The organism is uncultured Stenotrophomonas sp., from assembly GCF_963519125.1.
GTDB lineage: Bacteria > Pseudomonadota > Gammaproteobacteria > Xanthomonadales > Xanthomonadaceae > Stenotrophomonas.
Genome location: NZ_CAUQLJ010000016.1, coordinates 47,301 through 69,936, shown reverse-complemented (window position 1 = coordinate 69,936; position 22,636 = coordinate 47,301). Strand labels below are relative to the sequence as shown.

At 64.1% G+C, this 22,636-nt stretch carries 25 protein-coding genes; 4 read left to right on the top strand and 21 right to left on the bottom strand.

The genetic code is table 11. From position 1 onward, the window contains the following. Positions 1-470 precede the first annotated feature (470 nt). On the top strand, positions 471-710 hold the full coding sequence (locus RYM47_RS14445) for a cyclase (RefSeq protein ID WP_315388752.1): 240 nt from the start codon (positions 471-473) through the stop codon (positions 708-710). Here the strand turns inward: RYM47_RS14445 and RYM47_RS14440 are convergent. After that, the gene (locus tag RYM47_RS14440) at positions 707-1,156 is read right to left on the bottom strand and encodes a BLUF domain-containing protein (protein WP_315388751.1); all 450 of its coding nucleotides are present in this window, start codon (positions 1,154-1,156) and stop codon (positions 707-709) included. The two genes, RYM47_RS14445 and RYM47_RS14440, sit on opposite strands and share 4 nt — an antisense overlap. Before the next feature lie 156 nt (positions 1,157-1,312). Here RYM47_RS14440 and RYM47_RS14435 point away from each other — a divergent pair, with 156 nt between their 5' ends. From RYM47_RS14435 to RYM47_RS14425, 3 genes are read left to right on the top strand one after another with little or no spacing between them, the layout of a single operon-like run. After that, a complete protein-coding gene (locus RYM47_RS14435; protein ID WP_315388750.1) occupies positions 1,313-1,438 on the top strand; it encodes a hypothetical protein in 126 nt (41 codons plus the stop codon). A 3-nt stretch (positions 1,439-1,441) separates the two neighbouring features. Next, positions 1,442-1,936, top strand: a complete 495-nt coding sequence (locus RYM47_RS14430; protein ID WP_315388768.1) for an SOS response-associated peptidase — start codon at positions 1,442-1,444, stop codon at positions 1,934-1,936. A 49-nt stretch (positions 1,937-1,985) separates the two neighbouring features. Continuing rightward, the gene (locus RYM47_RS14425; protein ID WP_315388749.1) at positions 1,986-2,495 is read left to right on the top strand and encodes a hypothetical protein; all 510 of its coding nucleotides are present in this window, start codon (positions 1,986-1,988) and stop codon (positions 2,493-2,495) included. A 24-nt stretch (positions 2,496-2,519) separates the two neighbouring features. Here the strand turns inward: RYM47_RS14425 and RYM47_RS14420 are convergent, their stop codons facing one another. The 20 genes from RYM47_RS14420 to RYM47_RS14325 all read right to left on the bottom strand — a co-directional run bounded on the left by RYM47_RS14420 (position 2,520) and on the right by RYM47_RS14325 (position 22,194). After that, positions 2,520-2,843, bottom strand: a complete 324-nt coding sequence (locus RYM47_RS14420) for a hypothetical protein (protein WP_315388748.1) — start codon at positions 2,841-2,843, stop codon at positions 2,520-2,522. Between the two features lie 22 nt (positions 2,844-2,865). Continuing rightward, entirely contained in the window at positions 2,866-3,567 is a 702-nt protein-coding gene (locus RYM47_RS14415; protein WP_315388747.1) for a hypothetical protein, read from the bottom strand. Further along, positions 3,567-3,827 (bottom strand): hypothetical protein, encoded by a 261-nt coding sequence (locus RYM47_RS14410; RefSeq protein ID WP_315388746.1) that lies wholly within the window; start codon positions 3,825-3,827, stop codon positions 3,567-3,569. Before RYM47_RS14410 ends, RYM47_RS14415 begins: the two co-directional genes overlap by 1 nt. After that, positions 3,827-5,566: a hypothetical protein gene (locus RYM47_RS14405; protein WP_315388745.1), complete on the bottom strand. Its 1,740-nt coding sequence runs from the start codon at positions 5,564-5,566 to the stop codon at positions 3,827-3,829. Before RYM47_RS14405 ends, RYM47_RS14410 begins: the two co-directional genes overlap by 1 nt. Positions 5,567-5,574: 8 nt before the next feature. Continuing rightward, on the bottom strand, positions 5,575-10,170 hold the full coding sequence (locus RYM47_RS14400; RefSeq protein WP_315388744.1) for a tape measure protein: 4,596 nt from the start codon (positions 10,168-10,170) through the stop codon (positions 5,575-5,577). 82 nt (positions 10,171-10,252) lie between these two features. Next, positions 10,253-10,615: a hypothetical protein gene (locus tag RYM47_RS14395; RefSeq protein ID WP_315388743.1), complete on the bottom strand. Its 363-nt coding sequence runs from the start codon at positions 10,613-10,615 to the stop codon at positions 10,253-10,255. Positions 10,616-10,677: 62 nt separating this feature from the next. Then, positions 10,678-11,421, bottom strand: a complete 744-nt coding sequence (locus RYM47_RS14390) for a hypothetical protein (RefSeq protein ID WP_315388742.1) — start codon at positions 11,419-11,421, stop codon at positions 10,678-10,680. A gap of 22 nt (positions 11,422-11,443) precedes the next feature. Further along, positions 11,444-13,411, bottom strand: coding sequence for a hypothetical protein (locus tag RYM47_RS14385; RefSeq protein WP_315388741.1), 1,968 nt, complete (start codon positions 13,409-13,411; stop codon positions 11,444-11,446). A gap of 296 nt (positions 13,412-13,707) precedes the next feature. Next, positions 13,708-14,082, bottom strand: a complete 375-nt coding sequence (locus RYM47_RS14380; RefSeq protein ID WP_315388740.1) for a hypothetical protein — start codon at positions 14,080-14,082, stop codon at positions 13,708-13,710. Between the two features lie 126 nt (positions 14,083-14,208). Then, entirely contained in the window at positions 14,209-14,682 is a 474-nt protein-coding gene (locus tag RYM47_RS14375) for a hypothetical protein (protein WP_315388739.1), read from the bottom strand. Positions 14,683-14,760: 78 nt separating this feature from the next. Further along, positions 14,761-15,123, bottom strand: a complete 363-nt coding sequence (locus RYM47_RS14370) for a DUF3168 domain-containing protein (protein ID WP_315388738.1) — start codon at positions 15,121-15,123, stop codon at positions 14,761-14,763. Continuing rightward, the gene (locus RYM47_RS14365) at positions 15,120-15,623 is read right to left on the bottom strand and encodes an HK97-gp10 family putative phage morphogenesis protein (protein WP_315388737.1); all 504 of its coding nucleotides are present in this window, start codon (positions 15,621-15,623) and stop codon (positions 15,120-15,122) included. The genes RYM47_RS14370 and RYM47_RS14365 overlap by 4 nt, the downstream gene beginning before the upstream one ends. Then, positions 15,616-15,951, bottom strand: coding sequence for a head-tail adaptor protein (locus tag RYM47_RS14360; protein ID WP_315388736.1), 336 nt, complete (start codon positions 15,949-15,951; stop codon positions 15,616-15,618). Before RYM47_RS14360 ends, RYM47_RS14365 begins: the two co-directional genes overlap by 8 nt. Beyond that, a complete protein-coding gene (locus RYM47_RS14355) occupies positions 15,951-16,253 on the bottom strand; it encodes a head-tail connector protein (RefSeq protein WP_093534289.1) in 303 nt (100 codons plus the stop codon). Before RYM47_RS14355 ends, RYM47_RS14360 begins: the two co-directional genes overlap by 1 nt. Beyond that, on the bottom strand, positions 16,253-16,780 hold the full coding sequence (locus RYM47_RS14350) for a hypothetical protein (protein ID WP_315388735.1): 528 nt from the start codon (positions 16,778-16,780) through the stop codon (positions 16,253-16,255). Before RYM47_RS14350 ends, RYM47_RS14355 begins: the two co-directional genes overlap by 1 nt. 65 nt (positions 16,781-16,845) lie before the next feature. Beyond that, positions 16,846-18,054, bottom strand: a complete 1,209-nt coding sequence (locus tag RYM47_RS14345) for a phage major capsid protein (protein WP_315388734.1) — start codon at positions 18,052-18,054, stop codon at positions 16,846-16,848. Continuing rightward, the gene (locus tag RYM47_RS14340; RefSeq protein WP_315388733.1) at positions 18,054-18,698 is read right to left on the bottom strand and encodes an HK97 family phage prohead protease; all 645 of its coding nucleotides are present in this window, start codon (positions 18,696-18,698) and stop codon (positions 18,054-18,056) included. Before RYM47_RS14340 ends, RYM47_RS14345 begins: the two co-directional genes overlap by 1 nt. After that, the gene (locus RYM47_RS14335; RefSeq protein ID WP_315388732.1) at positions 18,691-19,953 is read right to left on the bottom strand and encodes a phage portal protein; all 1,263 of its coding nucleotides are present in this window, start codon (positions 19,951-19,953) and stop codon (positions 18,691-18,693) included. Before RYM47_RS14335 ends, RYM47_RS14340 begins: the two co-directional genes overlap by 8 nt. Continuing rightward, a complete protein-coding gene (locus RYM47_RS14330) occupies positions 19,950-21,773 on the bottom strand; it encodes a terminase TerL endonuclease subunit (RefSeq protein ID WP_315388767.1) in 1,824 nt (607 codons plus the stop codon). The genes RYM47_RS14335 and RYM47_RS14330 overlap by 4 nt, the downstream gene beginning before the upstream one ends. Before the next feature lie 16 nt (positions 21,774-21,789). Next, complete coding sequence (locus RYM47_RS14325; protein ID WP_315388731.1) at positions 21,790-22,194, bottom strand: hypothetical protein; 405 nt, start codon at positions 22,192-22,194, stop codon at positions 21,790-21,792. Positions 22,195-22,636: the final 442 nt, after the last annotated feature.

The window sequence follows — 22,636 nt, the reverse complement described above, 5'->3', positions numbered from 1 at the left end:
CTTCTCCCACCACTTGCTGCGCCCCCTGCCCTTGCGCCTGGCTGACTCTTTAAGGGAGGCGACCCGCTGTTCTTCCGGGGTGCGGGTGTCTGGAAGGGAGAGGTGCCCGAATGTAGGCGCCAGCTTCGTGGGGTCGGGGCGTTGGGCAGGCGCTGAAGGGGTGTCAGTGGTGTTCATGCGCCTACGATAGTCAGGGGCCGACGCAGAGGATGAGAACGTTGAAGGGTCGTCCGCCTCGCGGATCCGCAGGGCTGGGCCAGGGACGAATCTATTACCGTCTCGCCTGACGCGCCCTGCGGATCCGCGCCGCGTCCTACTGAGCCATCCACCTACTGCATCAACGGATGTCTCCCCCGCTACTGAGGGAGAATGTCTCTCCGGCCGGGTGAAGGCGGCGAAAAGGGAGCGCTCGCCCTGATAGGCTGGAATCCATCCGGGCCCGACGCGGACTGCCCAACAGGGAAGACAGGATGGAAAAGAGGGTCTGCTTCGACTTCGAGATCGATTTCAGCAATGGCGGCGGCATCCAGGGCCAAGGCTTCCGCCTGGACATCCCCGGGGACGACATCGCGGACGATGAGCTGGCTAGCTACATCGTCCGCGACATGCGGCTGCTGATGGTTGCGGAGGTCCGCATCCTCAACAAAAGCATCATCGAAGAAGCCCACAAGCGCCCGGGCCACGCGGACAGCGAGGCAGACGCAGGCTAGCGTTGAGCCCGCGGCGCCCAGCCAACGTAAGGGTTCACCAGTTCGGTCACCCTCTCAATGCCGGTTGGCACCTGGAACATTGTCACTTCCTCCCTCCCGGCCAGATCCCGCCAGTCGCTCACCTCGGCGATTCGCAGGTCCTCGGGTTCCACCGGCAGCCAACGCATCGACCAGTACGGAAAGCGCCGGGGACCGCCTTGGCTGCGGCCCAGCTCCACGATCCCCATGTGGCTGGTCGCATTCGTGATCCGCGAGTACGCAAGTGCCACGCCCTCTTCCGGCCCCTCGATGTACTGGAGGAATTTCCTGCCGTCCGTGAGTAGAACCCCCGTAACCCCTGCGATGTGGTTGTGGGCAGCGGCATCCTTGGCCAGATCGTCGATCTGGTCGAGGGTCAGGCCAGGCACAGCCTGGCTGCAATAGACGAGTGCGTGCAGAGGCATCATGCCTCCCTCCCTAGTTATCGGCCCCCCGATAAGCGCGACACTACACCCGGCCGTAGGCTGCGTGCACGCGGCGCGACGGAATTCGGATAAACGGTAGGGTATGTTCGCGCCATGTGCGGCCGATTCGTCCAGACCCCAATCCGAGACGCTGCCAGCTTGGGCTTCCCCCAGCTGGTGGGCGACCTGCTGTCACTGCCGGCCAGCTACAACTTGGCACCGACCCAGCGCGCGGCGGTGGTGCTGGACCGGGGTGACGGCCTGCAGGTGCAGCGGCTGGCCTAGGGCCTGCTGCCATTCTGGGCAAGGGCGAAGGGCCTGCAGGGTTCCACCATCAACGCCCGAATCGAAACCGTGACCACGAAGCCGGCGTTCCGCAGCGCGTTCAAGGCGCGTCGGTGCCTGATCCCAATGGCCGGCTACTACGAGTGGTCGGTGAGCCCCGAAGACGGGAAGAAGGACCCGTGGTTTATCCATGCGGCCACGCCTCTGTGGGCAGCCGGCCTCTGGGAGGACGCCACCAAGCTGCTCGGCGAGGACAACCTAGGCACCTTCACCGTCATCACCGGGGACAGCAGCGGCGTATCGGCTGACATCCACGACCGCATGCCGGTGTGGCTGGCCCCTGGCCAAGCCGAAGAGTGGATGAAGGGTGATACCGACAAGGCCATGGCAATGCTGCTGGCCAGCGAGCCACCGGCGATGGAGGCTTACCGGGTCAGCCGCGCGGCGAACACTCCGAGGAATAACGCCCCAGACCTGCTCGCCCCCGTATCGACGTGACCTTGTTAGCATTCTAGAATCAGGCTGTAGAGCACCAGGATGACCACGGATGAGTATCGACTGGACAGCAGTAGCTGCCGGCATTGCGCTTTTCATTTGGGTAGCCGATAAATTTCAACGCTCGAGAGAGCGGTTCGCCAATAGACGATTGCTCGCGCAAATCATGACCTCTCCAGTCGGAAACGCGCGCCTTGAAGTTGCAGGCCTCCGGCAGCAATTGGCGGCCGATGGGGCGAAAGAACTGCAAGAGCTCGCGGTTGCAGCCACAGCCCGGGTGGCGCTCTGGGAGCGCGTCAAGACGATCTCTGTCGATCTTCCCAGTCAGTTTTACGACAAGGCAGACATGTTCGAGCACACCACTTCCACGATCCTGGCCGCTGCTCTCTCGTCAGTCAACGAAGTGAAGTCTGCCGTTAAGATCACGGCAGAGCTGCGGGCAAATGCCGCCGAGCAGGAACTGTTTGACCACATCAACTTGATAGGCCAGAACGTTATCAACGCCGATTCTGCGCTTGAGCGAGCGTTCACCGAGTTGACCCGAGTCGGAAGAGCGGGCTGACGCATCCAGACCATCATTCCAGATTCATGGCGCCGGCACCCCAGGCAGTGCCGCCTGATAAACGGCGTCAGTAGCCGCTTTGATCATCGCCATCAGCTTCCAGCCGGGCTCCGCCAGTTCTTCCCCGGTGGTCGGGTCGATGATCGTGTAGGTGGCGGCCAGGAGGGTGCTGATCTGGGCGGGCAACACGCCCAGGAAGGTGCGCTCCAATACCGTGCCATCCCCCTGCGTCGTCAGCTTCTCGTAGTGGAAGGTCACTGGACCATCGTTGGTGTAAGGGTTCCAGTCGATCACGATGCGCGGCGCGATCGCTTCGACGCGGGTCCCGAAGGTGGTGTTCTCGCTCAAAAGGGCCATCCTGTATCTCCGGTCAGTATCCGGTTACGTCTACGGTGATGATGTGCATCTGGGCGCTTTCGGCTCGCGGCGCTGGCATGCCGAAGAACGCGTAAGTCCCCTCTCCGGTGGTGCCTTGGGCAACGGTGTATCCGTTGCCATTTGAAGTAACCACCCCGGCGAAACAGGCCCACTGCCAGTCAGCCGTGGGGGTGGCTTGCACCCCGGTCCAACGAAAGCCAGGGACTGTGACGATTTGCGCGTAGGAACCGGGCCCCAAGTTGACGTTCGCCGAAGGTGTCGCTCCCTGTAGCGTCCGAGCGTCCACCACTTTCATGTACCGGTTCTGCGAGTCGAAGACCACACGCCCATCGGCACCGAAAACCTGCAGGCCGAAGCCTGGGCCCGATCGCGCGGGCGGCCGGTCGAACACGAACACCTCAATCGTGTCACCGATCACCGCGCCTGGACCACCGTTGACGCTGATCCATCCAAACTCCCAGCCGCCTGCCACCGGACGCGCCCGGCTGACGGTAAATGGCTTGCTGCAGCGCGCGGCCACGATAGGACGGTCTCCGGCCACCGTCAGGAATGCCTGGCGGCCGAAGCCCCCAGTGACCGGTCCACCCGCCTGCTGGAACGTAAGCGTGTGTTTCGAGATAAAGGCGTAGTTGAAGAACTTCTCGTCAATGATGATGTTCTGATTGTTGTTCACAAACTCGAAACCGGCCGGCATCAGTACGTCCCGTAGTAGAAGTGTGCGGCGCCACCCCACGCGACCGTAGTGCCGCTGATGGTCGGGACGGTGAGGTTCTCGGGGTACATCAACCCGTTCTGATTGAGCACGAGGATCACGAAGGGAATTCCTTGAGCAAGCGCTGGCTCCTGGATGGAACCAGCCCCCTGATTCACGTAGCCCAAAAGGCGGGTCATGCGGCTGGTCAGATCGACCGTCAAGTTTCCGCTCGCGTCCCAGCATTGAAGTCCGGTAGGCATCAGCTGTTCCAGGTTCCGAGGCGGAGGCGGCGCACGTTGTTTTCGTCATACCCGAGGAAGTGGCCGTCGCTGTACTCCATGCGGCGCCCGCTCCCTGGGGAAACGAACCGCACCTTGTCGAACAGAAAATCAATGGTGCTTGTCGCGCCGTTGTTCACCGACCGAATGCCTGCCACACGGCCGTTGGCGTCGAGCGACATCGTCCAGCTCGCAAAGTACGAGGCAAGTCCGTTCTCGTTGATGGTGGTACGTGCTTCCAGCGCCTGGGTGGCCGACGCTGTGCCGTTGACGGTGGCCTCGTCACTCCAGACCGTCGCCACGGGACTGCGTTCCAACTTCATCCGCCGGAACGAATAGTTCCCACCCGCCGAGTTCTCCATAATGATGCGGGAGTTGAGCACTGCCGTACCTGCGGGAACCACCAGCGTAACCACGACCTGCTGCCACTGTCCGACGATGGCGGGGCTTGAGAGAGTCGTAAGGGACGCCAGCAAGCCCCCGCTTGCATTAACCGCCACCAGTTCCAGACGCACGGTCCCGGCGGCGCTATTGCGATAAATCTCACCGGACAACGTGTATTGGCCTGCGGGCCATGCTCCGGTAACTGCCTGGTCGAGGGAGACGCCGCCGGCGACGCCGTTGGCATTGAAGAAGTGGCCATAGCCAGGGTCGTAATACGTCGCGGCGTTGCCAAGAATCCCCCCAGACCAGGCCCGGAAGCCCTCGCGGAATGTCGGGTTCTGGAGAGCATTCGGATTGGAGTTGGTCCGAGCCGTGACACCGGTGAGGGCCAAGGCTTGGGCGTCGAGTTTGTTCCCCTGCTGCGACACGGTGCCCTGAAGGGCTTGGACGGTTGATGCATCGGCCTTGTTGCCGATCGCCGCGTTCGCTGAGTTGATCGCCTGGGTATTGGCGGCCACCCCTTGCTCGGTTTGGGTCACCCGGCCGGACAGAGCATTCACTGCTGAGGCGTCCGCTTTCCCCGGCAGCGCTGCAGCAACTGCGTTGGCCTGCTGCGCCACGGCTGCCAAGCCGGTTTCGGTCTGCTCAAGGCGCGTCTGCTGGTTGGCGATGATCACCGCCTGCGCACCGACGGCCTCCGCCAGGCTGTCGTACTCGCCGATCTTGCGCCAGTACGTCGTGTTGGACGGCAGATTGCCCAGCGTTTCGACCAAGGCGTAGTACAGACCACCCTGCCACTTCACCACCGCGCCGGGACTGTATGCGACGGATGCGTCGAAGTCGGCCGCCGCCAAGGCAGCCTCCAAGCTGGCGATCTGCGCGGCTTGGTCGGAAAAGCCAGCCGCCATTTCGGCGGCCAGCCGCGCCTGCTCGGCGAACAGGTCGAAGATCTCTTGCACCGTGGGCGGTGGGGTCGCAACCACGATTGACCCCTGCCCTGGCTTGCCTCGGACGCTGGCCGTGATCTTGAACCACCACTCCTGCCCGCTCCCGTCGCTGTAGAGGTAGCGGGTTTCCACCACCCGGGCGATCTCCATCCACGGGCCCTCCGCCGTGGGCCCCCGCTCAATGATGTAGATGACCCCCTCCTGGTTAACGGCGTCCCATTCGATCAGGACACCGTCCGCCACCGGGTTGGGCACCACGCCCTCCACCGGTGGCACGTCCGGCGAGACGTACACGATCGGGAACCAGGACGACCGTCGCACCGGCACCGGCGTGACGGACGGCAGCGCGCCCGCCCCGATCTCGATCAGGGTGATTTTCCGTGCTTGCATGAGGCTCCCTACTTCGCGTTCGTGGCGTTAAGTGACGACCGCAGCGCGCTGCTGCTGGTCACCGAGGCGGTCTTTCCGGTGGACGTGGCGATGGTGCTGAGCAGCGAGCGCACGTCCGTCAGCAGGGCGTTGGTTTCCTGCACCGCGGCGGTGGTCGCTGCCTGGGCCTTGTTGTCAACCACCAGGTCAAACACCGCCCGGCTGAAGTTGTCGGGCAGCGCCTCAATGGTGTCCGCCAGCTGCCCCATGCTGGTGCCGTCCTCGAGGTCGAGGTTGCCAACCTTCATCCCGTCGATCAGTCCGGTGACTTGGCCATACAGGGCGTTGTAGTCCTTGCCGCTGGCATAGAGGTTCCGACCAAAGCCCAGAGCCGCCTGGGCGGCCGCCTGCGCCGCGCTGGAGTCTCCCCCGGACACTGCGCGCTCCAGCTCGCGCATGGTCGTCTGCAGCTTCTCCTGGTCGCCCAGCGGCGACAGGTCGCTCACCGACAGGCCGTAGGTCATCGCCTTCTTGTCGGCGTCGATCTGGGCTTGGAGCTTGCCCATGTTGGTGGCCCGCAGCGCCTCGATCTTGGCCAGGTCCTCAGCGCGCGCGCCGGACAGGCCCAGCGCCTTGGCATAATCGTTCGCTGCCTTCAACTGTTGCCGATAGGTGCGCTCGATGGTCAGGGCTTGCGACTGGTAGCCCGTAAGGTCACCACTGAGCAGCTGGGTGGAAACGTCCGCCATCAGGGTGGCGTAGTTGCCAAGCAGCCCGGTCACCTTCTCGATCTGGGTGGCCAAGTCCGTGCCAGCCACGCTGGCCAGGTCTTGGAAGTAGTCAACAGCCTTGTTGACCTTGTCGATTTCCAACCCGTTCAGCGCGCGGCCCAGCTCGTCGGCATTGCCCACTGCCAGCGCGATCGACGCACTCAGTGCGCCGAACACGTCCGAAGCCTCGAAGTAGTCGTCCAGCTGGCCGCCGAAGCCTGCGGCTTTGACGGCCTCCGTGAAGAGCCGGTCCGTCATATCGCCCAGGTAGGCCGCCAGCTGCTCCTTTGCTTCGGCCGAATCGGCCGAGAGGGTCAACTTGCCCAGCGTGACCTTCACCCCGGCGAGCTGCTGCGACAGATCCACGCCGAGTTGCTTGGCCAAGTCCGTGCTGGCGCCGCGCACCTGGCGCGCCGCCATGTCGAACGTGCGATCGATATTCGGATCCAGCCCGGTGTACTGCGTCCACTTCTTGTCGCTCCGGAACAGGCCCCCCTTGGCCTTGATGTCCGCATAGCTCTGCCCTTCAAACCCGCCGAACCCGTAGCTGCCCGTCAGGCCCTGGCCGGTGATCTTGGGCGCGCTGCGCCCGAACAGCTTGGCGTGGATGCTCGAGCCGGACAGGATCGAGGCGGTCTTGTCGTTGAAGCCAAGCCCACGGAAGCCCTTATCGGCCAGGCCGACCGCGCCGGCGGTTGCAATCTTGCCGGCCCAGCTCTCTCCATTGGCGATGTCCCAGCCCTGATCGAACAGCTCGGCGTTCTTCATCATGCCGGCGACGATCCAGCCGATGATCGGGACCGCCGCGGCCATCGAAGAGCTGGCCGCGCCGGCGCCGGCTGCGGCGGACGATCCACCCGCCGCTGCGGCACCGCCACCGGTCAGCGCCGCCACGTTGTTGCCGAAGCCCATCAGCGTGCCTGCGCTGGCGCCACTGCTTGCCGCGCCCGCCCCCGCGCCGAAGAGCCCCTGCCCCTTCGACAGCAGGCCGGCGATGTTTCCAAGGTTCTGCCCACCGCCGGCGCTCCCGTTGCCGCCGAACAGGCCCATCAGACTGTCCATGCTGAAGCCGCCACCCTGGCTGCCCCAGTTGCTGATCCCCTCCATGACCTTCGCTTGGATCGGAATCACCAGCTTCTGCTGCAGCAGCTCTCGGGCGATGTCGCGCAGGCCCTGCTTGGCCACGTCCTTCATGTCGTCCCAGAGGTTGTCGAAGTCGCGCAACCCGCTTGCCGCGAAGTCAGCGAGGGCATCAGCAGCCCCATCGACGCCGTGCATCACCACGTCGGCCCACGCCTCCAAGTTGGCCGCTGCCTCCTCCACCTGGATGGACATGGCCGCAGCCGCGTCGGCTGCGGCCTGCATGGAACGTTCGTACTCCTCATAGCTCGCCGCGCCCTTCGCCAAAGCGAGCGCCTCCTTGCTGCCCGCTGCTTCGACCGCTTTCTGCAGCTCCTGACGCATGTCGCGCTCGTTCATCAGCTGGCGCCGATAGAGCTCGCGGGCGCGGCCGATCTTGGCCAGCATGGCCAACTCGCCGTCCATTGTGCCGATCAGCGCTTCCGGACTGGACAGCGCCTTGTTCACCTCGGCACTTGAGAGCTCCAGCGCCTTCTGCGACTCCAGCACCAAGGTGTTGTACGCCGCTCGCTCAATGCGCCCTTCCTTCAGCGCCTCCTTGAGCTTGTCCTCCAGTTGCTTCTGGCGCTCGGTGGCCTCGGCGAGCGGACCATTCATGGTCGCGGCGGCCATTGCCGCCTCCTCGTTGTAGCGCTTGGTTGCCTCCGCGTCCGCCTTCCGGTCCTTGGCGCCCGCACGCTCAGCAGCCGCGGCACCCTTGCGCGATTCAGTGAAGTTCTTCTGCGCAGCAGCCAGCTCGGTCTGCAGCCGGATGTACTGCGCGCCCTGTTCGATGTACTGCTTAACTTTCGGGTCATCACGCTTGGAGAAGTCGACGCCGCCGGCCTGCGCCTCCTTGAACCAGTCGGTCACATCCAGCTTCGCAACCTCGCCAGCGCTCTTTCCAACGCGCGCAAGCTGTCCCGGCAGCGACTGCATGGCCGATGCAATGCGCTTTCCTGCCGCACCTGCCGAATCTCCCAGGACGTTGAACGAGCCCGACAAGGCGTCGGTCGCACTCTTTGCTTGGGTGCTGCTCCCGGTGAAAGCGTCGAGGATCGCCCGCTTGCGATCGACCTCCCGGCCAGCAGTGGCCGCGGCGGCGGTTTCTTCCGTCAGGCTCTTTGCCACCGCCGCTGCCGCAGGCGAGCCCTCGATCATCGCTCTCCACGCGGCATCCAGCCCGCTAGCGAAGTCGTCGGCGGATATCCTGCCGTTCTTGAACGCAGCGTCCAGCCGCTCCGTTTCCTTGATGAAATCCGAAGCTTGCGCGACGGTGGCGAAGTTGGTGGCCGCGGCTACCATCTGAGTCATCGAACCGGTGATGGTCCGGTAGTTGGCGTCAATCTCCTCCTGCAGGCGCAGAATCTCGCCGGCTTGCTGCTGTCGGTTCAGCTCCCGAAACTTTTCGATGGCCGTGTCGGCGGCGCCACCGAAGTCGATCAAAGCCGCAGCGGCCGTGTTGGTGCTGTCGCGGAAGAGCAGCCAGCCGGCGGCGGCGGTTGCCAGCATCGTGACAATGCCCGCCGGTCCACCCAGCATTGCCAAGGTGGACGCTCCCGCCCTCGCGGCCCAGCTCGCACTGGCCGCCGACGACTGAGCTTGCGCCTGAGCAAGCAATAGGGTCGCTTGCCGGTGCTCGAGCGTCGCGGCAGCAGCCTTCGAAGTGATCGATACGCTACCTCCGATCACTGCTGCTCGCCGCACTTCAGACTGAGAATCCAGCATCGCTGCACGGGTGCGCAGTTCCAGCGCCTGTGCGGCTGCGAGATTCTGAGCAGCAGCTGCCCTGTCTGCGGTAATCGCCGCGTTGGAGGCTGCCACTCGTGCGAGGAGGGCCTTCACCAAGGGGCCGGAGGCCAACGCGGCGGACGCGACCGCTACCATTTGGAGGTTGTTTCCGAGGATGCCGATACCTGCCGCGAGTGCCTGGGACGCGCCCGTGGCGTCATCCGCACGCCCGATCATTTCCGACAGGCTGGTGTTCAGCAGCGTCAGCGACTGGCCCACGGTCGCGTCCATCTTCCCGAACGCATCATCCACAGCGCCTGCCTGACGCTGGAGAGCACCAATGACCTGATCCGCCGTCAGTTTCCCGGCCTGGCCAAGCTCGCGCAGCTTGCCCATCGGGACGTTAAGCCCCTTGGCGATCTCTTGTGCCAGCGCGGGCGCGCTTTCCAGTACGGAATTTAGTTCTTCGCCGCGCAGGGCGCCTGAGGCGAACGCCTGCCCCAACTGAACGAGTGCGCCCTCAGCGGCAGCGGCGCTACTACCGCTGATCACCAGCGTCTTGCTGATGGTTTCAACCACCCGCGCCAGTCCAGCGCCAGACAAACCTAAGGCGTCCTGGTTCATGGCGATTCGCTGATACAGCTCAGCGGTCGCTCCGAGAGGCTGTCGGGTCGCCTTCGCGATCTGGACTACGTCTTGCTGGGCTGCGACAAATGCCGCCTGGTCCTTGGTCACGAGGCGAAGTCGGTTGTTCAGGTTGGTCCATTCATCGGCCTTCCCGATAACAACCTTCACAGCCGCCAAGGCCGAGGTCATTCCGACTGCCTCAAGAGCAACACGGCGGAAGCCTGCAGATACCTCATCCGCACCGCTGCGCGCAGCATTTGACATGGACGACTGGATGGAATCCATGTCCCGCTTGACCACGCGCGCAGCCTTTCCGCTATCTCTCTCGAAGGAGCCGGACTTCAGCAGCAGATCTACGGTAAGGGTGTAAAGGCTCATGCCGTCGTCCACAAAAAAGCCCGCAGATCGCGGACCGAGATGAAAAAAACCGCCCGTGTGGGCGGCTCGTATTAGGGAGCGATCACTCGTTGGCTGGTCTTCGAATCACTTGGTCGTTGATCACCAGCTCCTTCAGGAAGTGGCCATCCAATGACATGGAGCATCGCGCAGTCGCGTCAATGTTTGCTCCGAAGCCGTTCAGGAGAGTTAGCCCATCGCCATGCCTCCACTCGGCAACGATCTGACCGTTCGCTTGACTCACCGAGGTTGGGTCAGGGATCTTCGCCGACGACGGATTCTTGACGGACTCTTTGATCCATTGTTGACAGTTCTTGCTCGCCTCGCGGAAAGCATGCTGCTCGGGGGAAACTCGGCCGCAGGACACGAGGAGCATCCCAGAGGCAAGCAAGATGGCGGCCGGTGCCAGGGCGATTGGGTTTCTCATTGCGATCCTCGCATTAGTGTTCCCCGCGAATTCTCGCACCCTCCCTCGGTCCCAACAAACGGCTATGCCGGGACCTCTTCGAACTCCATGTAACCCGAAAAGTATTGCCGGCTGATATTTTCGGCAGTCGGCAACTGCGTCAGGTAGCCGTAGAGTGCTGACCGGGCAGCCAGCTGCGGATCGAGCGCCTTGGTGGTCATGTCCCGGTACTGCGGAATGACGCAGGAGCGGCGGCGGCCCGACAGCGCAGCTCCGACCGTCTCCCAGTCTGTGCCGCCCAACCCGCCGCCGCGCACAACGTCCGTGGCCCGGCCGGACAGATTGCAGGTCAGCCTGCGGTATAACGCCCCGGGCACGGTGTTGACCTGACCTCCCTTCGTCCGAGTGTGGACGCTGGTGTCGATTGTGGCCACAGCCCAGCCGTCCGTGATCCCCACGTCCACGGCGCGGAAAATGGCCACCTCTCCCATCTCCACGTTCGCGACCACCGTGTCGATCTGGACCGCGATGCTTGACACCGGGCCGCCATGGGCCGGGAACAGCCAGGCACATACGCTGCCATCAGGGAGCCGCATGGTCGTCGCAGTGGCGCCGGCGGCGCTTACCTGTACCCCGGGCGGGACGTTGAGCCCCAGGACAGCCACGATGCCCGGCGCGATGGCCTCGGCCAGGACGATGTTGATGGACAGCGCGCCGCTGCGACTGATACGGCTGCGCCGCCCCGGCTTGCCGTCAAACAAGGCGGCGCCGGCGTCGGCCGTCAGCCAGATGCCGCCAACGAGTGAAACCGACTGAACCGCCGGCATTCCATACCCGATCAGCACTGGATCACCCCCACACCGTCAGCACCACGTCCCCCGTGGCAGGGTTGCGCTCTACGCGCCGGACCAGCACCAGCTTCCCAGCGGCAAGCCCGTACCGGCTGTAGGTAATTCGACCGATCTGCCCTGGCTGCGGCGCCAGCTCCTGGTCACCGCGCACGCTGACCCGGTAGAAGAACCGCTGCTCGCGGTAGATGGCAACCACCCGGTCGATCTCGGCCTGGGCGTCCGTCGCACGCCAGAACAGGGCGATGATCGGATCCGCTGCGTCCGCCCGACGGTAGTGCGGATGCAGCGCACCGGCGCCGTATACCTGGGCCCGGAACAGGCCCGCGAGCTCGTCACGGCGCCACTGGGGAACGTCCACAACATCGGTAACCAGATCGGACGCGGCCAGCGCTTGAGCGTTCGGGCGGTAGGCCATGCGGCGCGTCAGGTTCGGGGCATCGTCCGGCAAGCAGAGCAGGTCTTCCGCCAGGTCGGCCTCACCAAGATCGAACGCAGGGACGCCGCCGTAGGTCTCTGGCGGGACCACTCGGGTGAACCGCAGCGCGCCGTTCGGGTCCTGGTAGCACGCGGCGCTGTAGCTCGGCAGGATGGCGTTCATCGCGTCCCGACCGGTGATGGCATTGCCGGCGTAGTACCCAATACCGGCGTACCCGGTCGCCGCGTCGATCGCGGCGCAGTCCGTGGCCACCCAAGCTGACTTTTCCAGTCGGCCCATGATGTCCGCCATCGCCTGCTGCAGCGTCGCCGGCTGTTGACCCGGGCCTACGCTGGACAGGTCGGCCACCACCGGCGTCACCGGTGGCGACTTCATGATCAGCTGCTGCCCGTCCGGCGACACGCTGTACGTGCCGGGCTCCATTGTGTCGCCGCGATCCATGACCACGTCGGCGAAGACCGGGCCGTCGGCCACGAACATGGCGGTGGCGTCGGAATTGGCACCCATCGCCGGTACGCTGGCCACCGCGCCGATCACGACTGGCTGGGGCTTCCATGCCAAGCCGGTGATGTTAGGCAGGAACACCCCGCGGTTGATCGTGCCGTCGAGGTCGTCGTGGGCGTCCTTGAAGTGCAGTGTCTTGCTGCCGTCGTCGTTGATCTCGATGCGGTCCACGGAGAAGCGGAAGACCGGCACTGTATCGTTGAGCATGCCGGCCTCGGACCCCATGCGGATCTGCACGGGCAGGCCGGACACGCCGCGCTGCGCCAGCTCGTCCAACCGGCCCTCCGCATCCAACACCGTGCACTCGGCGGCGCTGGTCTGGCTCACCGGTTCGCCGCCCCAAGGCCAGAAGTTGATCTCACTGACCAGGCTGATGCCCTCGGCCAGCACGCCCTCGAAGCGGGCATTGCCGGGGGTGTCCCCGGGGGCGGTCAGCCAGTCCACGTCGGAAATCCGGATAACTTCTGCCGCCGGCTCCGCCAAGCCCCAGCCTGCCGCAGCGGCCGGGCTGCGGGCGCCCCACTGCCCGGCATTGACGGCCATGTTCAGGCCACCGGCCTCAGTCGCGGCAAGCGCCGCAGCGAAGTACAGCGGCCCGGCCATGGCGAAGTCGCGCTGGTGGACCAGCTCGCCGTTCCGATACAGCTTGAGGCGGTTGGGATTGCCGATCTCCACCAGCAGCCCGGCCGTGTCGCCGCGTCCGACGAATGGGAGCCCGACCACTGCAGCGCTTCCGTTGATCACCAGGCGGCCAGCCGCCAGATTCCAGCCCAAGCCGCCAGCCGCGGCGCCCGGATAGGCGTCCAAGGGCGCCGAGCCGGTCACGATGCCCACCACCGCGGCCATCTCATCCTCGCCCCACAAGGCGAACTCTACCCCGACGTTGCCCTCGGTCTGGGCAATGTCCGACCGAGCCATGCGGTTGAGGTCGGCTGCCGCGGTGGTGGTCAATGTCAGGCCACCGTCACGGGCGGCCAGCAGGGGGCCAATGGGGAGCGCCGCGAAGCGCCCAAAGGTGTCAGCCATGGGTCATCCAAGAGAATCGAACCAGTCCTCCGCCTCGTCCTCATCGGATCGTGGCACGAGGGCGTCTAGGTAGTGCTGCATGCCACGCTTGGTGCCGCCCTGGCTGTGTGCAGCGGCGCTGTAGGCGATGAAGGCAGCGGGCTTCAGGTGGAGGCTTACCGGGTCAATGGGGTTCCGCTTGTGGAACTCCCACCATTCCAAGAACTCCCGACGCGACATAGTCGCCCGCAATTCTGAGACCGGCCGGTGCAGGTGGCCGGCGAGGACTTTCCAGAACCAGTCCTCGCCACGCTGCCTTAGACGTTTCCCGCGTCGGCCTGTTCCTGGGCGGCCTCGTCTCCGAAGCCAGAATGCTTCATGGCCACGCACTGCAGTTCAGCGGCCACCAGCGGTTTCAGCTGGGCGGCCTGCGTCACGTTCATCACGGGCTTGCCGTCTTCGTCACAGATGGTTGCCGCGATCAGCTTGGCACGGTCGCCTTCACCCCACAGCTTGCGGAACTCGGCGTCGGGCAGCTCGCGGACGTGGAACTGCGCCTTGGCGCCGTTGGGAAGGGTGACCGTGTCGGCATGCACATCCTTCGACGCGAACATGCCGAGGTTGGTGAACGACTGCAGGATGCTCACAGGCTGCTGCGGCGGGTTTTCCGGGGTGTCGTTGGTCTTGCTCATTGGCCGTTTCCTTGAATGGCGACAGGGCGCGCGGGACGCGCACGGCTAACACGCGGTGGATCCGCGCGCCCTGCCAAAGAGAAAGCCCACCGAAGTGGGCCGAAAGAGAGAGCGCCGTTGTTGCGGTCAGGGCGTCGGGCGGTGCGTGGTGACGGCGCCGGAGCCACGGATGGTCATCGTGGCCTTCCACACATCGTTGTCGGCCACCGTCACCGCGAAGTTCTGCACGAAGCCATTGAATTGCTTCGACACAACCGTGGTCGGCGGGGTGATCACACCATCGACCGCCACCGGCTTGGCCGCGCCCGCCGTTTCGCTGGCCGGCGCGGTGACCAGGAAGTTGACCACCGCGCCGGTGCGGTGCAGCTCTTCCAGGGCTTCGGAGTCCACCGAGTCGTAGATGATCTCGATGCTGGTGCTGCCGGTCGCTTTTCGGCCAGCGACGAACTGGTCCCAGTCGTCATCGAAGTCGGAAATGTCGATTTCCGAAGCCTGACCATCGGGGAACCCGACCGAGCGAATGCGGGTGACCTTGATGACCTCGGCATCGCCGATAGCGATGAACAGCTGGGTGTGCTTCGACTTGATTACCTGTCCCATAAGGGGTTCCTTGCGTTGCGCCCGTTGCCGGGCATGAAAAAAGCCCCTCGCGGGGCCGGTGGATTGCCGTTCTGTGGGTCAGCGCAGCTGCAGCAGCCGAACGTCGAATGAAATGCCCATTGCGTCCGTGCCCTCACTGTCGGGCGTGGGGTTGTACGACTCGATGCTGCCCACGCGCTCGATTTCATCGCGGATCGCAACGGCCACGCTGTTGGCCTGGCTGAGGCTGTCGCCCCATACGGTCAAGCGCACCCGCCAGCCGTCGGCCGGAGGTGCCTCAGACAGCATCGCGGTTGGAGAGCCGCCGACCACCTCCCACGTCGCGTAGGGGAGCAGCGTGTCCTGGGGGGCGCCTCCCGGCCACAGCCGGACCGGATCGCCGAGTAGCTGCCGGACCCCCGCTGCGCCCTGCAGCAGCGATTGGATCAAGGGAACCATCATCTCCAGCCCTCCTTCCTCAGCTGCATGTCGAGCGCCGCCCGGGTCTCATCGATGATCACCTGCGCCGCCTCGGGCCCTTTTGCTTCGCCTGCTGGCGTTAGGAACGGCTCGGCCCTCATTTTCTTGGTGCCGAACTCCTTGAACCGCCAGTAGTAGGCCCACCCGCGGTCAACGTAGGATTTTCCCGCTCTGCCTCGTTGCTTGTTGCGCTTGGTGTTGGCGTACTTGCGCCGGCGGCCGGACTTGATGCCCACGGTGAAATACTCACCGTCCTTGCCCACGCCTGCGCGCGCCCTGCTCTGCGCGTTGGCTCGACGCGTGATGATCTGGCTGGCCATGAACCCCGACGCCTTGGGCGCACGGCGCCTCGCGTCGTCTCGGATCACATTGCCGCCCTTGCGCATACCGGCCTGTACCGCCCTCCCCTGCACGGCCTTGGGTGCCTCCCGCAGCGACCGCAGCAAGCCGGCCAAGCCTTGAATCACTATCTGCTCAGCCATCGCTTAACCCCGCTACGGTGATGATCGCCATCTCGCTACCGTCGTTGCTGGGCGCGATGCTCTTGATCGCATACGGCTTGCCCCGCTCGACAATGCGCCAGGTGGGCTCGACATGGCGCGGGATCAGGTCCCAGCGGACTTGCTCCCGATAGCGCTCGGCGCCAGCCGCGATCGCCTCCGCCGTGGCACTAAGCTGGTTCGTCTTCTTTGCCCACGCTTCTGCGACCAACTCCCACCCCTTCTTGGCCGGTCCGCCCAACGGATCCCGTACGTCGACCGGCCGCTCGAAGCGGATCCGGTGGCGGCGCTGACCTGCTGGAGTGGCCATCAGAATCGTTTCCTATACCAAAGAAGCCGGGACACGCCCAAGGCAATCTCCGAGCTCACCTCGCCCAAGGCACTGCGATTTTCGGCCCAGCTGCCGACCAACAGCAGCACTGCCTGGCGAACGTCAGCCGTCAGAGCCATCTCATCCTCACTGGACGGCTCGCCCTCAACCAAGGTCCGATCACAGTGCATCTGCACGTGGGCGAGCGCCGCATCGACATAGGACTGCAACAGAAGGTCGCTGACCTCATCGACGATGCGGCACTGCTCCCGCACAAGGGCAAGATCGAGGGCCACGTCCATTAATCCACCTTCGCGCCCTGAGCGCTCTTCAGGGCCTCGGCGAGCTTGGCGACACCCCAGCGACGGTCGAAGACGACACCTGCGGCTTCCAGCTCGGCAACCAGCGCGGCCTTCTCAGCGTCGGAACCCAGATCGGCCGCAGCGGCGGCCGCCGCTGCCGCTGCCGCCGGCGCGGTCGGTGCTGTGTCGACAGACGCTGCCTCGCCAGAGGCAGCCGCAGCCTCGGTTCCACCGACCTCGGCACTGCCAGTCGACGGCCCAACCACCTTGATATCGGTCGGCGCTGGCTGGAGGGTCACGACGGGGCCGGGCTGGCTCGGGGAAGGTGCAGCAGCGGGTTTCGCGGAGGTGGGCGCCGAACCATCGAACGGCTGCACCAGGCCCTTCCCGATCAGGGTGTATGCGTATTCGTCTTCGACGTTCTCGAATACCTGGCCGGCGCGCGTCGGCGAACGCGAGTCGCCGTTCGTGTCGGGGCCGAGCTTCTCCACGTCGCCGCAGAAGCCCCAAAGGACTTTGATCTTCATCTGTATGGATCTCCGGAAGGTGGTGCAGCCGCATCAGCGGCCGACACCACGGAAAGGCAGTTGGATCAGGCGGCGGGCTTGAAACGGCCCTTGACGAACGCCTCGCGACGACGCTTGGCCAGGCCAAGGCGTTCTTCGACCAGCAATACGCGCTGGTTCTTCACGAAGTCGTCGTTGATCATGCCGACCTTGAACAGGAAGTTCATGCGGTCATAGATCGTCGCGCCGCGCTGGAAGTTGGCCACCAGGAACTCGCCACCTGTGGTGGTGCCGTCGCCCTCGTCCATGCTGTCCGAAGCAACCACCGGGCGGCCCCACAGGATCGGTGTGACGAAGCCCTGCAGGTTGGCGAACAGGTAACGGTTCTGGCTGTCCTTCTCCAGCTCGATGTTCATCCAGTCGAGCTCGGTCATCACCGTGGCATCGGCCGACAGCTTGGACTGCTTACGGACCTGGTAGATGGCGCGGCGCACCGTGTCGATGGAAGTATCACTGGCCTTGGACAGGTCATCATCGAACACGATGGCGTCGGTCATCAGGCCCGGGAGGTTGTTGCCCAGGCCGTCACCCTTCAGGATCTGCGCTTCCTCTTCCAGCTTGAGGTCGTAGCGCAGCAGCTGCTGCAGGTAGCCGTACATCTGCGGTACGTCGTCCAGGGTTTCGTCGGTCACCGGGATCCAGACGGCCAGCTTCTTGACCAGGTCGGTCTTCTGCTCGAAGGTGACGTTGCTCTGCGGCTTGGTGCCGCCCTCGGCCACCGGACCGGCGCCTCGGGTGTGCAGCAGCTCGCGGAAGTACGTGTAGCTCTGGCCGGTGACGGAGATCGAAGGGATCAGGTCGCGGATCCGCAGTTCCTGGCGCATGCCCGGCTGGATGGTCGGGTCGAAGTTGGGCACCACGATCCCGGCGCTGGTGACCGCCTTCACTTCCATGGCGGCCAGCTCTTCCTTCTTGAGCTCGATCTCGGCCGAACCCTTTTCACGGCCTTGCAGCGCCTTGTATTCGCCGTTTTCCTTGATGAAGTCGATGAAGCCCTTCTTCTGGCCCGGCTGGTTGCCCAGTGCAACGCCCTTTTCTTCCATCTTCAGGACCTTGTCGACGACCTTCTGGATCTCGTCGGTGGCGCTCTGAATCTGGCTCTTGAGCTCGTTGGTGACCTGGTTGCCCTTCTCAATCTCGGTGGAGGCGCTGTCGTACTTCTTCTGCAGGCCGGCAAAGCCTTCCTTCAGCTGCTTTTCGAGGCCTTCGCGGATCTCGTTGATGTTGTCAGGCATTAGTGAATTCCTTCAAAGATGGATTGGATGGAGTTGCCAAGCTGCTTCAGCTGTTCCACGGTCTCCGTGGCCTCAAGTCCACCGTCTCGGTGGATCGCGGGAAAGCCGAGTGAGGCGACCGCAGCCGCCTCCTTCTGTGAGAGCCCCATGCGCTCGCGCAAGGCGCTCTCGAAACTGCGGATGTCCGATTTCACACTGAGGACCTGTGCTTCCGGATTCATGCCGAAGGGAACCACGGAGGCTTCCCACAATTCGGCGCGTTTGATGACGCGGACGCGTCGCCCTTCGCGGGTCTCCAGCGCGTCCTCGAGGGTGTTAAAGCCGACCGACATTTCATCGAGCGTGCCCTCCTTCATCAGCTCGTAGGCATCCCTCGCATAGCTGACGTTGAGGTTGACCTTGCCCTTGAGCAGCAGCCCGTTACCGTCCTGCTTGAACTCGGCATCGCCGATGAGCTGCGTCAGGTTGTGGTAAAGCGCCAGCCGCAGCCGGCCGGTGCGCGTGGTCTTCACCTTGACGAATGCACCCGGCAAAATCAGGTCGTCGCCCAGGTCGATGTTGTTGAATACCGAGGCATAGCCTTCGAAGTTGCCCGATTTGTCAGCCGACTTGACCTCGAAGGGGCAGGCGTAGGTGCTAAGCATTTGCCGGATCTCCCGTGATGTTCTCGTCCCCGACCGAGTCGGGCTTGTTGCTGCTCCAGCGGGTGACCTGGTTGTATTGGTCACCGTCCAACACGGGCAGGTTTTCCTTGACCCGGACCTCGTTGATGGTCATCCAGCCGGAGCCGCCGGAGCCGCCCAGTGCGGTCTTGAAGTAGTTGCCTCGCGCGGTGCTGTCAGCCCGCAGCAGCCCCTCCACCACTGCCTCGACGAACATGCTGCTTTCGCCAAACAGCTTGTCGTTGAGCTCGCTCTCGATGGCGTCCAGGTATGGCTTCAGGCCGAAGGTCACAAACCCACTGGTCTGCTGCTCAAGGTTCGACCCAAGCACGGACGTTGATCGCGCCCGATTGGTGAGGTAAAGCGGGACGCCCCAGATGCCTGCCAGCGCTTCTTCCTGAAACTGCTGCGACTCGATGAACTGGCTGTCCTTCTGAGTCATTCCGGCCGGAGTGATCGTCGGACCGCCCTGCAGGATCGCCATCTTGCCGAGGTCGTCCACGTCACCCTGTCGGATGTCCGGCAGCTTGGCCTTGATCTGCGCCTGCTGCTCCTTGGTCAGGAAGCCGGGATAGATAATGTACCCGCCCGTGAAGCCACCTTTGCGCATGAAACGTGCGGACCAGTCCTGCGCCGCGCGCGCGAGGCCGATGGTTTCGGCCTGGCATTCGATCGGTGAGAGCCCAATGATCCCGTCCGGGCTAAACAGTTTGAAGTGCAGCATGTTGGTCGGCGATACCGGCGTCTCTTTGCCACCGATGTTCGCCCAGTAGAGTAAGCCGTCATCGGTGTCGATCCGGACGTTGTCGGCCGCGACGGGAATCAACCCAATCCATTCGTCGTCGTCGTTGCGCTGGATGATGGCGAAGGCGTTCCCACGCAGCGCCATGTTCACCACAAGGGCTTTGATCAGGTCCAGCCATTTGACGTAGGGGTTCGGCTTGGCCAGCAGCCGCAGGAGCCGACGGCGTTGCGGGCTGCTCCCCTTTACCAGCGAGCGGACACCGTTGACATCCTCGTAGAGCTTCCAGGGCAGGCCCGAGGCAGATTCACTCAGCACCTTCAGGCACGCCCATACGATGCTCACCGTGAGCGCCGTCTTGGAGGTCACGCGTACGCCTGCCTTTGTGCCCTTGCCGCCCACGGATAGGTCGACCTCGACATAGTTCCCAGTCACAGGGTCGTCGTAGCCGAAGAACCGCCAGCTCAACGGGTTATACCAGCGGAAGTTTGTCATCCGATCAGTCCAAAGAAGCCGTTTTCGAGGTAGTCATCAATGCCGCCGGCCTCTGCCGGCATGGCATGCGCAGCGCCGAAGGCCATGCACAGGGCCACCGCCGCATCGATCTTGTTCACAGAACGCGCCTTGGACAGCCAGCGGTTTTCCCACTTGTCCGACTCGATGACGGCCGACATGATTGCGGACACCAGCACCGGGTTCCCCTTCAGCCGAAGCCGCCCCTCCAGCAGCGCCTCTTCGAAGAGCCGCAGCGATCCCGGCATCCACATACCTTCAGGCGGTGGCAGTCCTTGGTCCTCCGCTGCCTTCACCGCTACTTCCAACGGCCGGCCCTTCTTCGTGCCCCCTTGAGGGTGCTCAGCGAATGGCAGCGACAACCCAAGCTCGATCACTTCGTCTTCGAACTTGCGGAACGCATATCGGTCATAGGCAATCAGCTCGACCAGGTAGTCCCGGTCGTACTCGGCCAAGGTCTGAGCGACATGCCGGAAGCTGATCGTCTGACCCTGCGGTGCGTGCAGATGCCCGCCATTGATCCATGTGCGGTACGGCAGCTTGTCGCGCAGCTCGCGCGCCGCGACGGTGTCGCTTGGGGTCCACGCTTCCACCCACCCGTCGTAGGTGGGCTTGCTGATCATCTGCGTCTGTCCGTCCACCACCACCGGCACCTCGACACTGCCGGTTTCCACCACCGCCCCAAGGGCCGTGATATCGCGGCTTTGCGAGAGGTCGAGACCCAGATAGACCTTTGACCCGTGATGCTGCGCAGGGTCGAAGTCGGCGAGCGCCGGCTCAAGAGTTGATCGCGTCATCCACGCCGTCTCCGCGTCGGTCCAGATGCAGAAATGAAGGCGAAGGATCCCGTTCAATGAACCCGGAATCGCCTTCGCCTGTTTGACCAGGTCCGAGAGGTACTGTTCTGTGATGGTGACGCCGAGCAACGGGTTGGCCTTTGCCCAGCACGTCGGGTCTTCCAGCGGGTCGTCGCCGTCGTCTAACGCGCACACGTAGCTGAAGGTCCGGTCGTCAATCGGGTCGCCCACGAACGTCGGGTCATTCACCGCGGCCGTGTGACCGGCTGCGACCTTGACCGCATGTTCGTGTTCTTCCCAGCACACAGATGTGCGATCGCTACCAGAGTTGGTGATCATGAACAGCAGCGGTTCGCGGCGGAATTTGAAGCCGCGCTCGAGCATTTCGATGATCTTGCGGTCGGGCAGCTCGTGGACCTCATCCACCAGGACGAAGAACGGCCGCGGCCCCGAGCCGGTCTTGCCGGTGTCGCGAGATACAGGCCGGAAAAAGCTCTGGCTGGCTTGATGGGCCATGTTGTACTCACGCCCCTCGCCGCCAGCGAACTCCACGCGCTTGGCCAGTGCCGGTGACTGCTTGACCATCTTCACGGCGTCGGCGAAGAGGATCCCTGCTTGGTCCTTTTTGGCAGCGGCAGAGTAGATCTGCGCGCCAGCTTCGCCGGCCGCCGTCATCCCCAGCAGCCCGAGGCCGCCAGCAAGCGGGCTTTTCCCGTTGCCCTTTCCTTGCTCGATGTACGCCCGGCGGAAGCGACGGAACCCGTCAGGCCCCTTCCAACCGAACAGCGATCCCAAAATAAAAGCCTGAGACGGATGCAGCTCGAACTTGCGGCCTTCAAACTGGCCCTCGGAAAGCCGCAGGATCCGTTCGAAGAAGCCGAAGGCGAACTCAGCCGCCTCCAGATCAAAGCGCAGCCCTCTCTCCGGGCCCTGCATCAGGTCTTGGAGGTGGCGCCTGCAGGCGTTCCGGACGTGCGGCCCGGCCACAATGCGACCGGCGAGCACGTCCAAGGCGTAGGCCTTAGTGCGATCTACCGGCGCCGGCGCCCCCGAAGAACTCATCGTCGGGGTCGTCTTCGTCTGTGCCATGCGAAACCTTTGACTCATCAACCGGTGTGGCGCCCAGCTTCGAGAGGATCGAGCTAAGCGCTTGAGTTGCAGACACACCGAAGTCAGCCTGGGGGTCGTCCATCTTTGCCGTCCAGAAGCACGCGAGCCTGAGCAGAACGCGGTGAGATGCGTTGAGCCATGGCATCTCCTCCTCGAACTCCGCCCATGCGCGCTTCTGCGCCGCCGTCATTGTTTTGTAGGGCTCGCCAAGCGCCCGCGTGCCTTTCGGCTTCTTCCTGCCAGCGTGGCGCCCTGGGTTCTTGACGGCCGCCCCACCGGTCGCGGCTTTTGCGACGGGCAATCGGGGCCTAGCCATGAAAAACCTCTGTAAATCCGCGCGTTTTTGACGGGTCGGACGCCCCTCGCTGGGTCGTCCCGTGAATTGTGGATACGGAAGGAAAGGGGGGAGGACGGTCTAGGAGCCGGCCACCGTCATAAATTCACCCCCCCTACCCTTGCCGCGTGGAACGCAATGACGTGGAACCTGTCAGGTGCCTATCGGCCACCCGTCGGCGTCGCATCCCCGGATCTGGACCGAGCCCCGCTCCAGCCGCGCCTGGTCACTGCCGTGACAGTTGGCGCATTGGCTGTCGAACGGACCGTTCCAGAACATCTCCTCGGTCTCGCCAGCTGGGTGCCCGTTGGTGTGGTTGCATACCGTCGCGACGGTGACGTGTCCTCGCGCCTTGCACATGCTGCACAACGGTTCGCGATCAAGCTGCGCCTTCCGCGTGCGTTGCCAGCGCGCCGTCCCATAC

What these genes read in the sequence shown, in the direction of transcription:
- RYM47_RS14445 (WP_315388752.1), top strand. Translation starts at nt 471, where the DNA reads ATGGAAAAGAGGGTCTGCTTCGACTTCGAGATCGATTTCAGCAATGGC.
- RYM47_RS14440 (WP_315388751.1), bottom strand. Translation starts at nt 1,156, where the DNA reads ATGATGCCTCTGCACGCACTCGTCTATTGCAGCCAGGCTGTGCCTGGC.
- RYM47_RS14425 (WP_315388749.1), top strand. Translation starts at nt 1,986, where the DNA reads ATGAGTATCGACTGGACAGCAGTAGCTGCCGGCATTGCGCTTTTCATT.
- RYM47_RS14415 (WP_315388747.1), bottom strand. Translation starts at nt 3,567, where the DNA reads ATGCCGGCCGGTTTCGAGTTTGTGAACAACAATCAGAACATCATCATT.
- RYM47_RS14410 (WP_315388746.1), bottom strand. Translation starts at nt 3,827, where the DNA reads ATGCCTACCGGACTTCAATGCTGGGACGCGAGCGGAAACTTGACGGTC.
- RYM47_RS14405 (WP_315388745.1), bottom strand. Translation starts at nt 5,566, where the DNA reads ATGCAAGCACGGAAAATCACCCTGATCGAGATCGGGGCGGGCGCGCTG.
- RYM47_RS14400 (WP_315388744.1), bottom strand. Translation starts at nt 10,170, where the DNA reads ATGAGCCTTTACACCCTTACCGTAGATCTGCTGCTGAAGTCCGGCTCC.
- RYM47_RS14395 (WP_315388743.1), bottom strand. Translation starts at nt 10,615, where the DNA reads ATGAGAAACCCAATCGCCCTGGCACCGGCCGCCATCTTGCTTGCCTCT.
- RYM47_RS14390 (WP_315388742.1), bottom strand. Translation starts at nt 11,421, where the DNA reads ATGCCGGCGGTTCAGTCGGTTTCACTCGTTGGCGGCATCTGGCTGACG.
- RYM47_RS14385 (WP_315388741.1), bottom strand. Translation starts at nt 13,411, where the DNA reads ATGGCTGACACCTTTGGGCGCTTCGCGGCGCTCCCCATTGGCCCCCTG.
- RYM47_RS14380 (WP_315388740.1), bottom strand. Translation starts at nt 14,082, where the DNA reads ATGAGCAAGACCAACGACACCCCGGAAAACCCGCCGCAGCAGCCTGTG.
- RYM47_RS14375 (WP_315388739.1), bottom strand. Translation starts at nt 14,682, where the DNA reads ATGGGACAGGTAATCAAGTCGAAGCACACCCAGCTGTTCATCGCTATC.
- RYM47_RS14370 (WP_315388738.1), bottom strand. Translation starts at nt 15,123, where the DNA reads ATGATGGTTCCCTTGATCCAATCGCTGCTGCAGGGCGCAGCGGGGGTC.
- RYM47_RS14365 (WP_315388737.1), bottom strand. Translation starts at nt 15,623, where the DNA reads ATGGCTGAGCAGATAGTGATTCAAGGCTTGGCCGGCTTGCTGCGGTCG.
- RYM47_RS14360 (WP_315388736.1), bottom strand. Translation starts at nt 15,951, where the DNA reads ATGGCCACTCCAGCAGGTCAGCGCCGCCACCGGATCCGCTTCGAGCGG.
- RYM47_RS14355 (WP_093534289.1), bottom strand. Translation starts at nt 16,253, where the DNA reads ATGGACGTGGCCCTCGATCTTGCCCTTGTGCGGGAGCAGTGCCGCATC.
- RYM47_RS14350 (WP_315388735.1), bottom strand. Translation starts at nt 16,780, where the DNA reads ATGAAGATCAAAGTCCTTTGGGGCTTCTGCGGCGACGTGGAGAAGCTC.
- RYM47_RS14345 (WP_315388734.1), bottom strand. Translation starts at nt 18,054, where the DNA reads ATGCCTGACAACATCAACGAGATCCGCGAAGGCCTCGAAAAGCAGCTG.
- RYM47_RS14340 (WP_315388733.1), bottom strand. Translation starts at nt 18,698, where the DNA reads ATGCTTAGCACCTACGCCTGCCCCTTCGAGGTCAAGTCGGCTGACAAA.
- RYM47_RS14335 (WP_315388732.1), bottom strand. Translation starts at nt 19,953, where the DNA reads ATGACAAACTTCCGCTGGTATAACCCGTTGAGCTGGCGGTTCTTCGGC.
- RYM47_RS14325 (WP_315388731.1), bottom strand. Translation starts at nt 22,194, where the DNA reads ATGGCTAGGCCCCGATTGCCCGTCGCAAAAGCCGCGACCGGTGGGGCG.